An 18,668-nucleotide genomic window follows, 5' to 3' on the forward strand; every position below is an offset into this window, starting at 1 on the left:
GCCATTGGCAAATGCTTATTACAGATAACACCAATGGTACTCAAATCAACTTTTGAACATGGATGGCTATTATCAAAACTACTGAAATTAGATGATGAATATCAAGGTAGGTGGGAGCAATGGCGATGGACAATGGAAACTGGAGAACTACCTAAAGAAATACCACAAACTGAGTTTTTAGACTTAGGACATCCCCAAGTTTTACAGATGCTCTCAAGCTGTCTGCAATCTATTCCTAAAGGTGGGTATGGCAGTCCTTCCAGATTTATTCCCTATTTCACTGATTGGTTACTTTATGCTCTAGGGCATCCCAGCATTGCTAAATTGCCTCATGAGCCAGAGGGATGTAACGGTGCGAGTAATCGTCTTATTCAAGAATTGGAACTGAAGCTTTTGATTTCTTGTCCCTTCGATTACTTGGGTCATTTGTTGGCTGCTAATCGTTACGGGCAATCAAGAGCTAAATTCTATCCTACTCCTACTTGGACAGCCAGGACAATGGCTATTGCAGCAGTTGACAGTTCTGCTGCAATAGCACCGTTTCATATATATGAACCAGCACTTGGTACAGGAAGATTAGCATTGGAAATGTCCAATTATGCCATCAGTTTAACAGGCTGGGAGTGGGATTCACTACTAATAAAAATAGCAAGTTTAAACTTCATGCTTTATGCTCCCTACTTGGCATTGCCTATTCCTAGTTTGGGTGGAGATTTAGTCATCGGAGATACGCTGACTGGCAGGGGTATTTCTTTTATCCGACCAAATTTAAAGTATGAAACTCCCGCATCAACACGTCAAACGAAGCTAAATAAGAGGTTGCTAATTAATGGTATCAAATACGACAATACTAAATCAGAAAATATGTTGCAAGGAAGTTTATTTTGATGGAAATTCAAATTACTGAATGGCAACAACTATTTCAAAATTGTGTCAGTAATCCTCCTCTGCCAATTTCCTTGCCTACTGTAGCCATTGCCAATCCTCCCTATTGCAAAATTAATCTCACTTCCGATTCAGAACTAGCCCGATTTGAGATGGCTTATAAATGGATAAAACACGGAGATGGAAACTACGTGATTACATCCAAGTTGAAAACCCAAGTAGAACAAGAGTGCTTATTTGTAGAACAGTGTTTAAATCAATTGCAACCTGGTGAAATAGTCTGTATCTTGGTATCTAATGGAATTCTGTCTTCATCTAACCAAGCACACTTTCGCCGATGGCTATTAGAAGACATGGCTTTGCTAATTGCTTCCATTCAGTTACCTACAGAAAACTTTCAGGTAGAATGTGGATTAGGAATTATCACCAGCTTTTTGATTCTTCAGCGCAAAGGTGGGGATTTACCAATACCAGAAGATTACTCAATCTTTATGGCAGTTGCAGATAAAATTGGTTTTGATAGTAGAGGTCGTCGTCTCTTTCGTTCAATTACAAATGGGCAACAAACCCAAGAAATTGATAGTGATTTACCGCTAATTATGGAAGAATTTAAAAAGTTTATGACAGAAGTTTGGCAAAATCATATTTACCTAAAGTAATTCAGGACTTATATCAAGCCGGGTACGTAGCAGGCGCTCGTTAAGCATGAAAGAAAGCACTTCCCCCTGCTTTAAGAGCCTCCCTCTGCGGTCTTAATGATAAGTCTTTCACCGAACATGATATTACAGGGGAATTACAGGAGTGCCTCGCTCCGCGAGGAGCTTTGCTAACAATATTGTGTCAAAATTTAATGCAATCCTGGTGTTTGATAAACTCGCCTAGTAAAATTGTCCAAAACATCAGGTTCGCTACTACTAGACTCCTGTGCAGGTGCTACATCTTCTTCTGGTAATGGCAACATCCGCGCTGCTGACTCAATCCGTTCATGTAATGCTTGTGTTAGCGTTTTAATATCAGGAATTGTCACCTGACTTTCTAAAGCAGGTTTAACTTGTGTGTCCCAAAGAGCCTCACTATCATGCGCCCGTTTTTCATCGGCTTTGGACACCGGAATAATTAAAGGATAAGGAATAGAAGCTTGTCCCTCGGAACTATAACCAGGACTGGTAATTACGCACTTACCTTGAGGAAATTTCAAAATTTCGTCAGCACTGATTACGGGCATTTTTTGCAAATTCTCACTCCAGCTAATTGAACGGCTCATTTGTCCGCCAAGCGATCGCCCTGTGGTACGATTTTTAATCAGCACTTCCTTCTCACCGTAACGCTTTGAGTAATCCTCAGCCGTTTTGTAGTTACCAGGATTGAACAAAACATGGGTACTACAAGCAGAAGCGATCGCACTTCCCATCTTATCCCCATAAATATCGTAAAGTTGCTCTAAACTTTGGATACCTAGAATAAAGCAAGCACCATTGGAACGATATTCATTAATCCACTGCGGTAAGCGGTCTAGTTTTATAGATGGCAATTCATCCAAAGAAATAATCAACGGGTCTTTACGGGGACGGCTTAAATTACCGACAATCATCAAGTGCATTGCAGCCGCCAGCAGAGGCCCAACCACACTGCGGCGTTCATCATCTAGCTTGAACACCACCATCTCTCTACCTTCAAGCTTAGTAGGAATGTCCGATTTCCCAATAAATGCCCGCAGCAAATCAGCTTGGATGAAAGATGAGAAAGTACCTGCTGCTGTGGTCAAAATCCCCGAAATAGTCTTTTCTGCATCCTTGGCACTCAAAAATTGCACAAACGAAGTCGCCACCCATTCATCCAACCTTTTTGACTGTACTGCATGGTCAAGACGCTGTACCAGTTTTGGCAACCGCAACACAGCATACAGCATCGCCATATCTGGGTAAGGTGAACCCTTTACTAACTGTAAAAGTGCCTTAGCTAACAAGTCACCGGCTTTAGCAAAGAACTCATCACTTTTACCACCACTGGAAGCATTGCGGTTAATCACTTGTCCAATTTCCCCTGCCATTACCCCATCGCGTGCATCACGCATATAATCCAAAGGATTAATAACACCGCTAAAGGGTTCACCGGGGGCAAATACTCGTACTTTATAGCCATAACGGGCTGCTAAGGGTGCATGAAGTCTTAGTTGGTCGCCCTTCTTGTCGTAGAGTAAAATCGGGAAACCTTGCTGCATCGCACTTTCCAGCATCCGGTCTATGGTTGAGTAGGTTTTACCAGACCCAGGCGCACCTATTACCAGTGTTCCCCTTTCGGCATTGGGAAACCAAACTGTAGGTGCAGCACCAAGCATAGTTTGTATGTTAGCCAGCAACCCCCGCCATTTACCTTTTACCCAATAGCGAGGAGTACCAGACCACAGGGTAACTTTATTGTGTTTATGCTCCTTGATTTGCTTGAGTGCTAGGTTAGTTGCTGCTAGTTTCTCACTGATACCGGAGACTTTACCAGTGGTGATTTTTCCCTTACCAGTACCACTGATTTGCAACAACAGTAAAACGAAGAGCATTCCACCTAACATCATCCAACCTTGGGGATTGTTATACTGTTGAAACAACTTGCCAAAGTCAATGCTAGCCTCTTGTGCTTGAAAGGATGAGACTTCAATTAATGTTGAGTTAGCAGTGATCTGGTTGTCTGGTAGATTTTTCTGGTAAATGTTCATAGCAGTTAAGTAGGCATTTAGCAGAAATTTTAGCTACCAAGTGAAAGCTAAAGTATTGACCTTTTGGACATTTTTTTAGAGGTGTTAGAAACTCTATTTCTAGAGGAGTGTCAGATACATAACAGCTTTATGAGTGGTTGCTGTTAACCCTCTTCTGTCACTTTCCGGGAGGGCGATCGCTAGAAGCCTCATGAGGCAATCAATACAAGCTATACTATTAGAAAAAAATAGGTCTTGTATTTGTTATTAGAAAATAATCGCGCAATCGCTTGCTATACAAAAGCTCTAGATTTTACAAAAGGCAAATGTTTTCGGAGAGTGACAGAAGAGGGTTAAACCTGGCCAATAAATCCTCACGGGAGAGATTCGATAACTGCAACAGTAAAGAAGCATACTCTTGTGAAGGTAGCTCTAGAATAGGCTGAATAATTGTGGCTAATTGTTCATCCAGCGTACCAAATCGAACTGTTAATAAATTTTCTACAACTATACGTTACCTTTACTTTTGAGCCTCTTGCTCCCACTGTATATATAGTGGTGATAATTTCATGATTAACCTCCTTTCATCCTCATATATATTTTCGCTAGTTTGTAAATTAGCATTCAAGATACTTTATTTGATGGCGTAGTTTAAATCTGTGGTGGAGAGTAATTGCCTCATAAACAACGATTGGTAAATAAGTTTTGAGGCTAACGCCTCATGCGTTGGGCAATCATATTTATGTAGTCCAATGGTTAAATCTAGGGTTTCAAACAACTCTAATCGCTCCAATCAATCTACTGCCAAAACTGCTGCTTCTAATCCCAAAGCTAATACCAAAGCTCAAGCAGCCAATAAGAAAGCTCCTAACACTCAATTGTCAGACCTTGATATTGACGATATTGACCCAGAACTTCTCAGCGACAGTTATAACCAAGTTAGACGACCGTTACTGCCTTACGGCATTGTCGTTAATGACAAACCCGCCGGACTTCTAATTCCAGAAGACCAGCTAGAAAAGGCTGGCTGGCTTGATATGCCACAGGAGGACGAACTAACCATTGTCACCCTAACTGAAGATGTTACTGGACTCTTAATTACTCAAGCACGGTTACTAGTTTTAGCTTTTGTACCAGAGTATATCCGTTATAAATCAGATGTTGAAGACTTGGGTGGTTCTTTCGTTGGGCTTTATGATGAATACAAGCATAACCTTGACAAGAGAACAATGGATGTGTGTTCAGAACATGCACTGGTGTTTCTGGATGAGGATAATCAACCCCTGCATACTACTCCTGTCGTTGTCCGCTTTAAGAATGTAGCTCTCTGGAGTTTTAAGTCAGTGCGTGAGGAGTTTTACCGTTCTTTGGAGAAAACCTTTGCTGATTATTTCCAAGTGCCATTTAGCGGTAAAAGCGATAGGTGGCGTAGCTTAGGTGTGCTGTCAGTCGAGTTCAAAGCTGTCAAAGAGGGCGAAGGTAAGAATAAACACGACTGTTGTAAGACTGTAGATTACACCAAACCCACCGTTGAAAATCTGTCTCAATTTTATTTGGGTCAGCCCACAGCTAAAGCCCTAATTTGGCAACAACATGATGCGATCGCTGGTTTTAATGAACCTCAATCCCTACCTGCTTTGCCAGGAGAATCGGTATCTGTAGACGTGGAAGTATTACCACCCTCTAAGAATAGGAACAAAACTCAAAGCGTTCGTAAATCCAAACCAGCGACCAAGCCACCTCGCAAAATTCAACTTATTGACGATGACGACTTCCTCGATGAAACCGACGATTTGGAAGCTGAGTTAGACGATGATGATTTTGAGGAGGAAGACGATGAACTGGATGATGAGGAATAGTCCAATGCAACTATAGCGTCAATGAGAGTATGTCACATGAAAATACCCTGCCGTAGCAAAGAAGACTATGGCAGAGTTTTTTCCCTGTTTTCGAGTTATCAACTTCGAGAATTTTTACTATTAGTGAAAAGCTGACTATCAGCAAGTTGATAGCCAGTGCCATTGAAACAAAAATTCAATTGACGTAGCTGCTCTTGCTCGGTTTGCAGTACCTTAATGCATGGTAATGCCTGACCTCGGTTCTCTCCCACTGACAACAAATGCTTACCTGGTGGCAGATTGGGATTCAAGTAACTCAAGAATACCTGAGTAATTGGTTTGTCCTTTCTGAGCCAGTAACCAGTATACAGACATCCCAAAGCACCACAGACATCAGGCGTATTCAAGTTGAAAACTGCGAACCTGCCGTCTTTTCCTTGCACACTCCAAGCCAGTATATTTTTAGCAGATACTTTGGCATTCAACTCTGTATTTTCTACAATCACCTGTTCAATTACCGAAGCAGGCACAACATTAGCAGCTTTGTTCCAAGTAACGGTTGCTGCATTTAAGCTACAGCCCCCTAAGCTCATGAGAATCGACAGCAACAAAAAGATGCCCAAACCAATGCGAAACCAATGAATCCAGTAGCGTACCCTCATAGAAGGTGCTGGTAATTGATATGCAGTTGTCTTCAGTGGTTGAGACTGAGTAGGGGAGGCGGAGTCAGAATAAACTCCTTTTCCTTCCCCTGTTTGCCCAAAGTGTATTTTTGAATTGGTATCAGTATCAAGTATTTCTTTTATCTCATGGGGTGAGGTAATAGAAGTTTTAGATAAATCTGTCATACTCTACCTCCCATTTTCAGTATTTTTAGCAGTGCTGATGTAGCTAGAATTTACATTGGGAGAACAGGTCAGCGTTCCATTATCGCTATTACTGTTGCGATAACTAGCTAAAGCGGTTTTGCCGTAATCTTTGAGACTGAGACGACCGAGGGCATCTGAGCCATTTCCATCAACTTTGCTGTAATCACCACCAAAATGCTTTTGAGCCACTCGTTCAATTAGGCGATCGCTCATAAATGGCTGTCCTGTAGCCGGATCGATTTGCTCTTGTGTTACTTGAATTTTGTTAGCCATATCAGCCATAAACGCCCTATCTTGGTCAGCTGGAGGAAAAAACTCAAATAGTTCAGCCTCTGTTGGTTGATGCCCTTGCTCCAATTGACTGAGAAACTCTTGACCTCCAGGCTTGGCAGCAATTAATTGCACTGCGTAGGGGTTATAACTCATGAACTGGTAGCGACCGAGAGCGCGACCACAATTTAAACCCCCATCCGCACAAGTATGTATGCCAATGGCTTTGTAATCCCCACTACCAGCGCTCTCAATTTCCGCGATCGCATTTCCCAGCGATCGCAAATCAATACCGGAGAATGATTGACCTGTTATCGACTGACTACCATTACTAAACGTGCATGGATTAATCTTCTCTCTTACTCCAGTACGGTTGGTAGTCTTAGCTTTAGGCTCTCTTGTCGCTCCAGTTGGTAGAGACGCAGTATTTGTCCTCTGTTCACTCAAATTGCCTACAAACATCAAGGAGTTAACCTTGTAGCTGAAAAAAGGAACAGGCCCGATAAAATAAGGTGTACAACCCATTCGCCAAGCACAGAACCGAAAGAACAAAGCCGTATCTACCGTATCAGTAGTTTCATCCGGCTCCATTACCACTACCTTAAAAGCTTTACCAAACGGTAGCCTTCCTGTTGGTTCCCGACCATTGTTCACTGCTTTGAGGATACCCCGCCCGCCCTCGACTTCTTGGTATTTACCGGAAATCCACTGCTTTCCTTCTAACTTACTGCGATCGCTACGACCTGCATTTTCCAAATCATCCAATTCTAAGTAAGCGCAGTCTTTTTCACTACAAGGCACAGAAAACCCTTGCACATCGGAACCAGAAATCGTATTGTTACGGCGGTTTTCTGCTGGCCCATGAACTACATCAATCCGCATTACCAAGCTACCAATTTCACTGATGGGATTAGGCATTAATCCTAAAGGTACTTGTCCCAAACCAGGAATATCCGAAACATTGCTATTCATCCAACCTGTAAATTGTTGTAGCTGTACTGCATCTAAGTTAGGAATTGAAGAAATAGAAAACTCTGACAAGTCGATTTCTAAGAGCTTCATTTGCCCAACTTCATACTGTGTTAGTACCTGAGCTAGTGTTAAATTAGATGCAGCAATTAAGTGAGATTTTAGTAAGGTTGCAACAGGTGTAATATTGTTTACTTGTGTCTTAGCTAATTCTGGAACAACCTGAGCCAAATGGCTCAATGTCTGTTCCCCAATCAGGGGAAATTCACTCAAGGCAATTTTGTTTGAATCTATACTGTTAATGTCTGTGTTTGCCTCTGGTACTGTGCGGAGAGCGATCGCCTGCAAAGAAAACTCCTCTGCCTGCAATGCTTCACTGATATCTCCTAACTTCAAATATTGGTCAGGAGTCATACCCACATTCCAAGTGCGACTCAGGTCATAACCTAGTGTTTGACTGTAGGGACTGCCATCAATTGCACCGGATTGACTGATACCTGGTAGCTGGGCCAGAGAAATGCGGCTCCAGTCTGGGAGCAAAACTTTAGTAGCAGGTAGTCGAGACTGAGGATTTGCAACTTCTACAATTCGAGTCGGTAAATTGCCATCACCAATTGTGTTAATTGTAGCTTGTGCGGCGATGCTATAAATAATACAAGTTATGACAACCAGAAGAGATATCCATGCTTTTGGTATCTTCATAATTCCAGGTTTAAAAATGACAGCAGCTACACCCCAATAAGCAAAGTGATTTATTGAATAAAAACCCAATTACTTGTTGCTTATGGGGTGTAGGAAGAGAGTGAAAATATGACTTATAACTCTAGCTCTGGGGATGCTGACTGTTGACTTTTCTTAGACTTGTAACCGGAGCCAGAGCCATATCCTGGTAATTGAGGATTGGGATTAGCAGCCGATTCAGTGTAAGGTGTATCCCCAAGATTGATTTCAAAAATATTCTCTTGATAACCATCCCTAAATTGGTCTGCTTGCAAGGGATTACTACTATCTCCAGAACTTAATTGCTCAACACCGTAACCTTCAGATTGATAGCCACTGCCAGACTGATAATTACTAATGTCATCAGTATCAAGATTTTGGTTAATTGTGGGTTCGTTCTCCATTGATATTACCTAAAAAAGCTGTATCAATGCCAGCATAAAAAGATTTATCTAATATCAGCCTTCACCTATTGGACATTAATTTTTTAGCCGATTGGCTATTTTTGGTGATGCGCTTATATCGAGATGAAAAATGGAGCAAATGAATTTAATTTCACCAGAAATAATGGCAGAAATTAGTAATGCTAATACTACCAAACTGCCAGACAACACCCGAAAAATGCTGCAAATTCTGGCAAGTTTAAATACACCAAAAGAATTATTAGCAAGTCTTTTAGAAATAGCTGAATTTTCCCTACACCATGTTCGCTACCTTGCAGGGCCATTGGTAATTCATCGCAGTCCTTGGAGTGATACGATTCCCCAATGGCTCAAGTTTGCTTGTATTCAGGATCGATTGGAACTTATCTTCACTGAATACGAACAGGATCAGGTTGGTGTTTCCAGCACAGCCACAGAAGTTCTTACCTACATGATGCCTGCAACTTACGAAGCACCTTTACATAGGGATTACGCTGACCTTTATCTTTGGGTAGGTAATGAAGTTTTAACCAAATACGATAAATTACCAAAAGGTTGCAAGAGTTTTTATGAATTTATAGGTGATGGTGATACGAGCAATGCCAGCAATAATCGCGTCATTCATTTTAATCAGGTAAAAAATGAATTCAACTATCTTAGCAGGTCAATTCGACGCAGCATAGTTAAACACGCAGCACAAGAGGGATGGGGTAAGCGTAATGTCAATGCCAAATCTAACTTAGACTCAATCCAAAGCACTCCAACTCCTAAACCTTCATCAAATTCAACTGTGCAAATTAGCTTGTTCTGATTATGTGCCTTAAATGGAAGCGTTCGCTTCTTTAATTATGAACATAAATTTTCAAGCTAGTCATCATGAATACTCAAGAAATTCAAGAAATTTTAAATCATCTCATCATTGGAATTACAGCCTTATATACCATTGTGATACTCGTTGATTTCGTTGTGGGAATAGTCAATCTATGGCAGAAATTTACACTCAACATTGAATACCATACTAACAACACAACATCTGAACAATCACACCTTGAATCTAGTGATATTAAGAAATATCTCAACTTGGAAAATCACAATCAATCAACTAACCCTATTACATCAAAACCAGAACCTCAACCAGATAACTTTGTTAGCATTGATGTAGATAAAATTGATTTACGGACAGCCAGAAAAATTGCTACTGCCATAAAAAAAGCTTCAAAATCCAATCCTGACTTAATTATCAAACAAAAAGTCAACAATAAATGTGTTCCTTTAGCTTGGTTGCAAGCACAGATTAAGCATCGTTTAGAACTGGCACCAGAAATTGTCACACCCATTATTAGAGAATTGGCTCCTACTGCTTTGACATCTGTTCGAGAGAATATTCAGCATTCTAGCATTGCAAAAACAGGTAAGTGTAAAGTCAGTTAATCATAGAAAGAGAGGAATATCGATAGTATTACCTCTCTTTAATAGGTTTTCAAATCTTTGTATAAAACTAATTTGAAGTTGCTAGATATACAAGCTATCGCTTCTAGGTGATAAATTCAAATTTCATTTATTATGGCTACAGACTTAATAAATACAAATAATATTAGTATTTATACCCCACAATATACTCTTGTTTCCAATGTTTCAACTCTTAATTCTGCTCTCCAACCTCTGTTTCAGGCAGAAGTTTTAGCCATAGATTGTGAAACAACAGGACTTGACCCTCTAGCTGATTCTATTAGACTGATTCAAATAGCTGCACCAAACCATCAAGTACTGCTAATTGATTTACCAGCTATTCCCAAAAGCGATCGCTCACTTTTAAAACAACTCCTTAGTAACTCTGCTGTCAAAATTGCTCATAATGCCAAGTTCGACTGGCAATTTCTCACACTCGCAGGACTTCAACCAAAGAGTCAATTCTTTGATACCCAACTTGCTTATAAAGTTATAACCGCAGGATTAAAAACAAGCTCATCCTTACAAAATATAGTTAAAAAGCTACTACACCTTCAACTAGATAAAACTCAACAAATTAGCGATTGGTGTAAACCTCTTACTAAAATTCAATTGCACTATGCTGCCGTAGATGCTGCCATATTGCTTGACCTTTACCCAATTCTCCTCAAGAAGTTAAAGCAGGCAAAGTTACTCAAAATTGCCCGATTGGAATTTCAGTGTATGCCTGTTGTAGCTCAAATGGAACTTAACGGGATGCTATTTGACTTGTCTCGATGGCAGATACTGGGTGCAAAACTAGAAGCTGAAAAAACAGATGCTTTAAACCAACTCAAGCAACTCCGTATTGCTAGCTCTCAGATGTCATTGCTGCCAGAACTGACAGATGCAGTAAACCCAAATTCACCTCAGCAAGTTTTGGCTGCTCTACAAGCTATTGGTATTAAAATCAACTCAACTAATCAAAGTAAATTAGTTTCTTTAGCTGCACAGTATCCCATAATTCAAGCATTGCTAGATTACCGCCGTCTATCCAAAATTATCGGCACTTTTACCGAGAAACTACCCCAGCATATCCACCCCAAAACTGGGAGAATTCATCCCAACTATTATCAATTAGGGGCAAAATCCGGTAGATTTTCTTGCCGCAAACCACCTCTACAAAATATTCCCCGTGATGAAGCAGCTCGTAGCTGTTTCATTGCTGCCCCTGGCTATAAAATTATCAAAGCCGATTACTCCCAAATAGAACTACGAATTATGGCTCGGCTTAGTGGTGATACAAAGATGTGCCAAGTCTATCGCCAGGGGGCTGACTTACATCGATTAACAGCATCTCTAGTAACTGGAAAACATATCAATGAAGTGACTGAGGAAGACCGCAGACTAGCAAAAGCAATAAACTTTGGATTGATTTTCGGTATGGGCGCTGCCAAACTCCAAATTTACGCCCAAGTCAAATATGGAGTAGCAATGACATTAGAACAAGCAAAAGCTTTCAGGAAAAAATTCTTTGAAGCTTATCCTGGAATAGCTAGGTGGCATGAGGACATCAAACGTAAATACATCCAAGGCATTAAGGAAAGTCGTACACTAGCAAACAGACGACGGAGATGGGTAAACAAGCCCCGACTATCAGAGCTATTTAACCATCCAGTACAAGGTTTAAATGCCGACATCAACAAATTAGCTATGGTAAAACTTTCAAATCCATTAGCTAAATTTAGAACAAAACTCATCTGTGTAAGACATGATGAAATTGTACTGGAATGTCCAGAGACTGAAGTTGACCAAGTTAGCCACATATTACACAATTGTATGGTTGCTGCTGCCCAAAAGTTTCTCAGCCCTATTCCAGTTGTTATAGATATTAAAACATCAAATAGCTGGTGAACTATCCCAACTTGCCGAGTACGGGCGGTACGTTTTGGGGGGAATCTTCCCTCCAAAAGCAGCATAGCTGAAGTTGAATTCGCAGTAAAGCTATTTTGAAAATATTTGTCAAAAACTAAACTGCCCTCCTCCCGTATAGCTCGTGCAAAAATGTGGTTAGAGGGCGTTTCGTTTTTGAAGAGAAGCACCATCCCTACCCTATCCACCACTTCTGGCTATTCCTGAATCGGTATTCTAGCGATTATAAATAACGGAACTATTTTAACTATATCTGCTTACGCAGATTTAGAGTGAATCAAGACTTGAAAATCCACTGAATCGGGTTTTGTTTGTGTGTCTATAAACCCTGTGGCTGACAAATACTTGATGTAATAAATGAGTTCAAGCTTTTAACTATTTGAGGTGTATTAATGTCTAATCCCCGGATTTTAGGGGCAAGAGAAATTCATCTAATTTCACTCTACAGTCATTGGGAATTTGGTATGAAACCAGAAGAATTTTATGCCAAATGGGATGTGAGTTATGAACAAATTGCCTTAATATGCTGTCGTTCTGATTCTACAGTCCGAGGTTGGTTTAAGCAAGGTAAATTTAGACGCTATCCTCAGCCTAATGATTTACGACATTTGGCATTCATGGACTTTTTGCTGGAACATTTTGAAGAAGTTCCCGAACAAATTTGGCAATTGCTATGTCTGACTCATTCGCCTTGATATCAATAACATTTCTATTCTACATATAGCAATCCGGTTTGATTACTGAAAGGTTTTTAAAACAAAAGCTTTGCCCTGCAAGGTTTTCAGACTCACTACACTTTCATTCTAGTCGTAATGCTATATATCTCTCTAATCAATCTAATACACACATAATTTTAATTGTCAATATCAATTTGACCTGTCTTTGAGTATACCTCCTCGTTTAAGGTAAAATTTGGCGATTTTAAAGCACATAGCATGGTTATTTTACAGCATTTTTAAGGGGTAGAATATGACTTATTCTGAGCAATTAAAACCGTGGTGTATTGTCCGTGGTATTCCCAATCAAGAAAATATTGTTGTAAAAAGATTCCGCCGACGTGATGATGCTGTTGCTTATCTGCAAGTGTTGAAGCAGTCAGCGAGAGATATTGCTTTTAAAATCATTTTTAAGGCTCAAGACGTCAATATGCCACGGGAAAATGAAGCTTTGAACGGTTCCTTTTGAGAAGATTTGAAAATAGTAAAAGTACTAAGTTAAAACATCCTCTTCTTCTGGGTCAGCACTCATAACAGCCCGTTCAAGAAAGGTAGGGACTTGGGCTAAAATAGGCTGAAGATTACCAACAACAGTGGCAAAGGCGTTTTTGCGATCGCAAAAACGCGGGCGGGTACGCCATCGCGCTCATCTGTCTTGCCGCTCCCACTCTCATCAACGACCATGCGATACTCCCGGAGGGAGTCAGCCCTTTGGGCTATCGCAGTCCTAAAACTGACCTGGTGGCTTTTGTCCAGGACGCAGGCAAACGCGATTGCATCTAGTACAGCGCCAATCAAAAGATTCTTTGATAGAGGTGGCGATTTCTTTCCAATTCTGGGGATAGCGGCTGGTACTCATGAAAATACTTGAGAGAGCAACAACATGAGGTAATTCTAATCGATTAAGTACTCTTAAGGTAGTATTTGTGGCACAGAAACCTGTTTAGAACTTTGACGAGTATAGTACAGACAGCTTTTATACCAACAATATAATCAGGACTAAATGTGATTGAGAAGTGGTGAGGCAGAAAGCGATCGCCTAACTATCTCCTAAGTAAAAAAGAATATTTATTACGCTTTCAATAATATTAATATTTAAAGCTGCTATTTTGAACAAAAAAAATTCTAGCACTCGTGAGAGAAATTAAGCTGGTGTTATGCCAAAAATCAACAAGTGTGTAGGCGTATTTAAAATTAATAAAAATACTAACTTACCGAATGATATGAACCCGTATTTTCGTTAAATTCCCATCCCATACCCGATTTATCCTTCCCCTTGCACCATGCCACAAAAAGCGGTGGGTGCAGCTTATTTCGCTGCTCGCGTATAGTTTCTACGCTTACACCAAGTCTTGAAGCTAAACCTTCTTCCGTCAACGGTTGGACTCGGGGAGTATGCCCTTTGAAGGATGAATTGTTGTTGTACGATTTATTGCCCCGCCTCGGTTGGTTGTTGAGATGATTTTGAATTTTAATAATCGCCTCAGTAAACTGTGTCATTCGGGCTGTTATCCCCTCAATTTTTTCTTCTAAATCGGCGAGATTATGGATTGCTGTGGTTTCGTTGCTATTAGATTCACTTGAAAACTGTGACTCCAGCTTATCAAGTCGTGAGCAAATAGCTAATATCGTTTCATTGGTCGGGTTGGGGTGACTATTGTTACTAGCAACCAAGTACTCCTCAACACTTGCCTTAATCTTAGAGTCCAAGCGTTTATCTAAATTATCGCCACCAATTGCATCAAGGTTATCTATATCATCTAGGTAGAGTTCGATAAATTGGATCAGCGTGGCTGTTGCCGTCGTGCCTTTCTCCCGGCAACGGGCGATAAACTGCTCCCACATCTTTTGGTCACAGTTAAAAGATGCCAGTTTCTTGTTTTTCCCTGTTTGGCTCATGTCTAGGTAATGTCTAGGTAAACCGGGACTCTCCGCGACCGAGTGAGCGCGTCATCCATCTTGATAATTACCTTGACACTATCATTTTGGAGCGCATGAATGCGATCGCCATCGCACTCGTCCCGTTATCTGAGTATGCCAGCCATTGTTGAATGTTATCGCTTTTGTAGCCGAGTCAGGGAGGTAACTTCCTGGCTTAGGCATCCACCTAGTCAATCATATCTGCCAACAAATTTGTCATCTCTGACTGACCTTGTTTGCGGTTATCGTCATACTGGATTAATACATCCAGCTTGGCATGACGGCTGACTTTTTGCGTCTTTCGCACATCCCCGCATGTTGCTTCTAAAAGAGTTGTAATCCCACTGTGGCGGATGCGGTGGGGTGACATTAACTTTTTTACACCAGCTGCATCAAAATAATTGACAACAATTTTGCGGATGCCATCCCCAGTCAGACGATGCCCTTTGCTGCGGTTATCAAGGGCGATAAATAAGGGTGATTGAGGGGTAAAATTACCCCTGACTTGCAACCAATCACAGATAGCATTAACTGTTGCTACTGACAGCTTTACCCATTCATCATTTGTACCTTGCCCTTTTCCCAAAATCCGCAACCTGCTATTTGGTGGGTCGAAGTCTTGAATATTTAATTGACTCACCTCATTGCGTCGCAGTAAATTTTCCCACAACAGCCGCAACAGCGCATAATCTCTTTGACCGTGAACAGTTGAGCGCTCAATTAACTGAATTGCACTGTTGATGCTTTGGGCATCCACCCCCCTAGTATCTCGATATGTCTTTACCTTTTCCAACTCTACATCTTCTAGCGTGTAGCTGCATACACCCAACTTGCGGGCAAACTTCACCAACGATTTAATGCTGCTGAGGCGACGGTTAACCGTTGCTTCCTTCAACCCAATAGCCAGTAGCTTGGCCTTATATTTCAACACCACCGCCACCGCCCGTTTCTCGGTCAGGTGCAAAAACTCCAACACGCTATCAACATTCGGCTCAATACCAGTCATCGCCACAAAAAATTTCCGCAAATCTTTCTGGTATTCGCGCCGCGTACTAGGTGCGCGAATATTGGCGAGCATCAAAGCAATGACATCCCGTTCCTCCTCCGTTGCCGCAAAATACCGCTCAATTGGGGCTCTTAGAGATTTTTTTAATGACTCTACCGCATCATCAATAGGAGTGTCATCGCTTGCTTTTGGGGATGCCCGTCTGGGGGAATATGGAGTATCAGACATAGCATTGGGCGCGAAAATGGGCGTTTTCGATATCAAATCTATTCTCTCTCGATTTGCCCGACTACACTCACTTTGGCACGATAAATCTTCCATTAAACCAACACATTCGCAATGTTGCTAAATATACTGCTGTAATTGTGCTATTCGCTTGTTACCCAACACTTGACTGTACTACGTTATGTATTTTGGCTGAATTATGAGAGATGCAAAAATTAAACCATCCCAGTGGTTGGAATGGTTTAAGGGAATTATCAATTTTTCTTACTGCTCCTTTTGCTTATAGGAGGCGACCAATTGTTGTTGGCGACAATTCGGGCAAACCTTTTAACTTGACAGTTTCGGCGACTTGGTTGTTATTCTGGCATAATGAAAAGATAGGATTGCCCGTTAGCTTGATTTGAGCTTGATGCTATTAGGGTTGCGCTTCCAAGATCCGACCTATACTTCTTGGCGATAGTGCTGGCAACCCCCTGCTCTTTGCTTCTTCAGCAACTTGCATATGGTAATGGTGCTTTGAACGACTGGGTTTTCGGTTCTTGCTCCATTCGCTGATTTCGACAATTTTGCTCGCCTCTGCGCTCTTGCACTTCTTAGGTCTGCCTGCGTTTACACCTAATACATCATTTACCTTTGCGATCGCATCTTCCAAGGTTTCCGATGTTATGGTACAAGATGTCCACTTTTTCTTCCAGTTTGTTACTGTTTGCTTCGCTATACCAAGTTTTTTTACTATATTTTTATGATTTTCCCCACGATTAAGCTCTAGCAGAATATTTGCTCTCTTGATCATTTCATAGCTGCCGGTGACTGCTATATCCTCTAATACTTGCTTTTCAATAGGATTTAATATTTGAATATGAGGCATTTTAGTATTTACCCCGCTTAAACCTACAATTTTGCCAAATTGAATGAAGCCTGATATACTCTTTTTGTAGCGTTCATTTCTCCTAAAGATTCACTCAAAGCCCTGCTACCAACAGGGCTTTGAGGAAAAAACAAGCCCACCTGTTACTAAAACAGGACGGAACTTTGTTTTGTCAATTAAGTTATCTAGAGCCATCATATCATGAATTTACCCAGTTTTACAAATCTATCTTTAGATAGATGCTTTTTTCCAAATGCCAGTGCGTTAAATATCTCTTCAGTCGTATTGGTTTTCAATGGGTTGGGAATAATAGTTTACTGCGCGAGAAAATTCTCTTCCTTGAGTTTTTCTGGTAGTTAATCCTTTGCTATTTACAAGATTTAATTATTTTTTAAAATTGTCACTTTTTCCAAGGGATGAAAGTGCTACAAGTTTTGCTGGTTAAGATTTTTCCGGTTTCTGCTTAGGTTTTTCAAGATTGAACTTATCTTTTTAGACAATTTGTGACCCGGAGTATAAATATGTCTCTTGTGCATAATCGGGCAATTGTATATATTTCTCCTGCGGAGTTGATTGTTCATCCGAAGCTGATAGAAATATATGGTGAGAATGAGGATCGTCCTGCTTTGGAAAAAAGTATCTCGGAAAAAGGGATTCTTGAATCTTTAAAGGTATCTACACGCACTGGTGCAAATCTTGTATTGGCAGGCAAGTGTCGCTTGCAGATAGCCCGCCAGTTAGGAATTTCTGCTGTGAAAGTGGAATTTGTCGAGTCTGGTTCGCCTGAAGAAGATTTAAAACTAGTGCTTGACTTTAATCTCCACCGCGAAGGCGGAAAGACTCATTACCAAAAATTTCACGAGGGGCAGTACTGGGAGAGCGTACTTCGTCCCCAAGCGAAAGAAAGACAGCGCCAAAGCGCCCGTCGTTTGAATCAATCGAATGATTCAAATTTGAATCATTCGTTAACTGAGAGTAACTCTCAATTAGGGAAAGGCAAGCGAGTGATTCAGGAGGTTTCTGAGAATCTAAATATAAGTGTTGGCAGTTATCACAAGGGTAAAAAAGTTTTTGAGTTGATTTCTCAATTACGAGAAATGGAAAAATTTAAGGCAGTTGTTGCACTGGAGATGGAATTTAACCGGAGTATTGATGCAGCGTACAAGTTTGTTTGCAATCAAGATATCTGTTACCAGGTAATAGACCTTCTGGAAGCAGATGAGATAGGTAGTATAGGCGATGGTATTGCTTGGATGCGAAATGGCGATCGCAATCCGTTTCGGCGTTTCCAGCTTGACCAAGTATATCAATTCAAAAAGAGACTGCGGCCCGAGTTGGAAATTGTGGGACGGGTTATTGGTATAACTAATGAGTTTGTTGTGTTTGGATTGAGGAATTTAGTGAATATGAGCCTAGAAATTGTGAATCTCCGTCCGCGACAAATTGATGCAGAATTGCAGGATGAACCATCTGCATCACAGAGGAAGAGAATATTTCACTTAATGCAAAAGTTTAGTGATGTTTTCCCAGTTCAAGTGTCTTTGGCGGAGTTGTTAAAACTCCCAAATTTAACTGATAAAGAAGAGGTTTTATTGCGGATGTATGAGTCTGACGTATTTGAAAAAACGTGGGAAGATTATAAGACCCAAATGAAAGCAATGGAAGTATCTACAAATAGAAAAAACGATAATATTCGTGCTGCATAGGTAGCTATCAGCAGTTAATCTAGCAGGGAATTTATCCGACAATTCAACGTTACCTAATAGATTAGCATCTCAATACTGATTGCAGTACGAGTTAACTTTTTTGAGTGCTGAACTCGTATCAAGATATTTGACTGTTTTTTGTTTTTTAACTCGGTGGTGGAGTATGAGTAATTTCATCTTCACCAGTTGTACTAACAAGAGCCAA

The 18,668-nt window shown here is 40.8% G+C and carries 17 protein-coding genes; 9 read left to right on the forward strand and 8 right to left on the reverse strand.

Annotated elements, in window-relative coordinates; genetic code table 11:
• Positions 1-33: 33 nt before the first annotated feature.
• Together AACW45_RS17135 and AACW45_RS17140 are read left to right on the forward strand one after the other, a co-directional pair.
• Positions 34-888 carry a hypothetical protein gene (locus AACW45_RS17135; RefSeq protein ID WP_190633717.1) on the forward strand — a complete coding sequence of 285 codons (855 nt, stop codon included), beginning with the start codon at positions 34-36 and terminating at the stop codon, positions 886-888.
• Positions 888-1,544: an N-6 DNA methylase gene (locus AACW45_RS17140; protein WP_190633718.1), complete on the forward strand. Its 657-nt coding sequence runs from the start codon at positions 888-890 to the stop codon at positions 1,542-1,544. Before AACW45_RS17135 ends, AACW45_RS17140 begins: the two co-directional genes overlap by 1 nt.
• A gap of 188 nt (positions 1,545-1,732) precedes the next feature.
• On the opposite strand, the gene AACW45_RS17145 is transcribed toward AACW45_RS17140, so the two are convergent.
• Positions 1,733-3,595 carry a type IV secretory system conjugative DNA transfer family protein gene (locus AACW45_RS17145; RefSeq protein ID WP_190633719.1) on the reverse strand — a complete coding sequence of 621 codons (1,863 nt, stop codon included), beginning with the start codon at positions 3,593-3,595 and terminating at the stop codon, positions 1,733-1,735.
• Between the two features lie 731 nt (positions 3,596-4,326).
• Between AACW45_RS17145 and AACW45_RS17150 the strand changes: the two genes are divergently transcribed.
• The gene (locus AACW45_RS17150) at positions 4,327-5,433 is read left to right on the forward strand and encodes a DUF5895 domain-containing protein (RefSeq protein ID WP_190633720.1); all 1,107 of its coding nucleotides are present in this window, start codon (positions 4,327-4,329) and stop codon (positions 5,431-5,433) included.
• A 98-nt stretch (positions 5,434-5,531) separates the two neighbouring features.
• On the opposite strand, the gene AACW45_RS17155 is transcribed toward AACW45_RS17150, so the two are convergent.
• The 3 genes from AACW45_RS17155 to AACW45_RS17165 form a co-directional block, all read right to left on the reverse strand.
• The gene (locus AACW45_RS17155) at positions 5,532-6,260 is read right to left on the reverse strand and encodes a hypothetical protein (protein WP_190633721.1); all 729 of its coding nucleotides are present in this window, start codon (positions 6,258-6,260) and stop codon (positions 5,532-5,534) included.
• A 3-nt stretch (positions 6,261-6,263) separates the two neighbouring features.
• Positions 6,264-8,222 (reverse strand): M23 family peptidase, encoded by a 1,959-nt coding sequence (locus tag AACW45_RS17160; protein ID WP_190633722.1) that lies wholly within the window; start codon positions 8,220-8,222, stop codon positions 6,264-6,266.
• 113 nt (positions 8,223-8,335) lie between these two features.
• Positions 8,336-8,644, reverse strand: a complete 309-nt coding sequence (locus tag AACW45_RS17165) for a hypothetical protein (RefSeq protein ID WP_190633723.1) — start codon at positions 8,642-8,644, stop codon at positions 8,336-8,338.
• 130 nt (positions 8,645-8,774) lie between these two features.
• On the opposite strand from AACW45_RS17165, the gene AACW45_RS17170 reads away from it, so the two are divergent.
• The 5 genes from AACW45_RS17170 (at position 8,775) to AACW45_RS17190 (ending at position 13,207) form a co-directional block, all read left to right on the forward strand.
• Positions 8,775-9,473 (forward strand): hypothetical protein, encoded by a 699-nt coding sequence (locus AACW45_RS17170; RefSeq protein ID WP_190633724.1) that lies wholly within the window; start codon positions 8,775-8,777, stop codon positions 9,471-9,473.
• 65 nt (positions 9,474-9,538) lie between these two features.
• Positions 9,539-10,093, forward strand: a complete 555-nt coding sequence (locus tag AACW45_RS17175; RefSeq protein WP_190633725.1) for a hypothetical protein — start codon at positions 9,539-9,541, stop codon at positions 10,091-10,093.
• A 132-nt stretch (positions 10,094-10,225) separates the two neighbouring features.
• Positions 10,226-12,004 carry a bifunctional 3'-5' exonuclease/DNA polymerase gene (locus AACW45_RS17180; RefSeq protein WP_190633726.1) on the forward strand — a complete coding sequence of 593 codons (1,779 nt, stop codon included), beginning with the start codon at positions 10,226-10,228 and terminating at the stop codon, positions 12,002-12,004.
• A 410-nt stretch (positions 12,005-12,414) separates the two neighbouring features.
• Positions 12,415-12,717: a hypothetical protein gene (locus tag AACW45_RS17185; RefSeq protein WP_094345574.1), complete on the forward strand. Its 303-nt coding sequence runs from the start codon at positions 12,415-12,417 to the stop codon at positions 12,715-12,717.
• Between the two features lie 274 nt (positions 12,718-12,991).
• Positions 12,992-13,207: a hypothetical protein gene (locus AACW45_RS17190; protein WP_190633727.1), complete on the forward strand. Its 216-nt coding sequence runs from the start codon at positions 12,992-12,994 to the stop codon at positions 13,205-13,207.
• A 258-nt stretch (positions 13,208-13,465) separates the two neighbouring features.
• On the opposite strand, the gene AACW45_RS17195 is transcribed toward AACW45_RS17190, so the two are convergent.
• From AACW45_RS17195 to AACW45_RS17210, 4 genes are all read right to left on the reverse strand, one after another.
• Positions 13,466-13,597, reverse strand: coding sequence for a hypothetical protein (locus AACW45_RS17195; RefSeq protein WP_277880410.1), 132 nt, complete (start codon positions 13,595-13,597; stop codon positions 13,466-13,468).
• Positions 13,598-13,944: 347 nt separating this feature from the next.
• The gene (locus AACW45_RS17200; protein WP_190633728.1) at positions 13,945-14,637 is read right to left on the reverse strand and encodes a hypothetical protein; all 693 of its coding nucleotides are present in this window, start codon (positions 14,635-14,637) and stop codon (positions 13,945-13,947) included.
• A 208-nt stretch (positions 14,638-14,845) separates the two neighbouring features.
• Positions 14,846-15,892, reverse strand: a complete 1,047-nt coding sequence (locus AACW45_RS17205; RefSeq protein WP_242045702.1) for a tyrosine-type recombinase/integrase — start codon at positions 15,890-15,892, stop codon at positions 14,846-14,848.
• Between the two features lie 412 nt (positions 15,893-16,304).
• Positions 16,305-16,757, reverse strand: coding sequence for a helix-turn-helix domain-containing protein (locus tag AACW45_RS17210; protein ID WP_190633730.1), 453 nt, complete (start codon positions 16,755-16,757; stop codon positions 16,305-16,307).
• A gap of 521 nt (positions 16,758-17,278) precedes the next feature.
• On the opposite strand from AACW45_RS17210, the gene AACW45_RS17215 reads away from it, so the two are divergent.
• Positions 17,279-18,463 (forward strand): hypothetical protein, encoded by a 1,185-nt coding sequence (locus AACW45_RS17215; RefSeq protein ID WP_190633731.1) that lies wholly within the window; start codon positions 17,279-17,281, stop codon positions 18,461-18,463.
• The last annotated feature ends 205 nt before the right edge of the window (positions 18,464-18,668 follow it).

The organism is Calothrix sp. FACHB-168, from assembly GCF_963889195.1.
In the GTDB taxonomy this organism is placed as follows: domain Bacteria; phylum Cyanobacteriota; class Cyanobacteriia; order Cyanobacteriales; family Nostocaceae; genus Aulosira; species Aulosira anomala_A.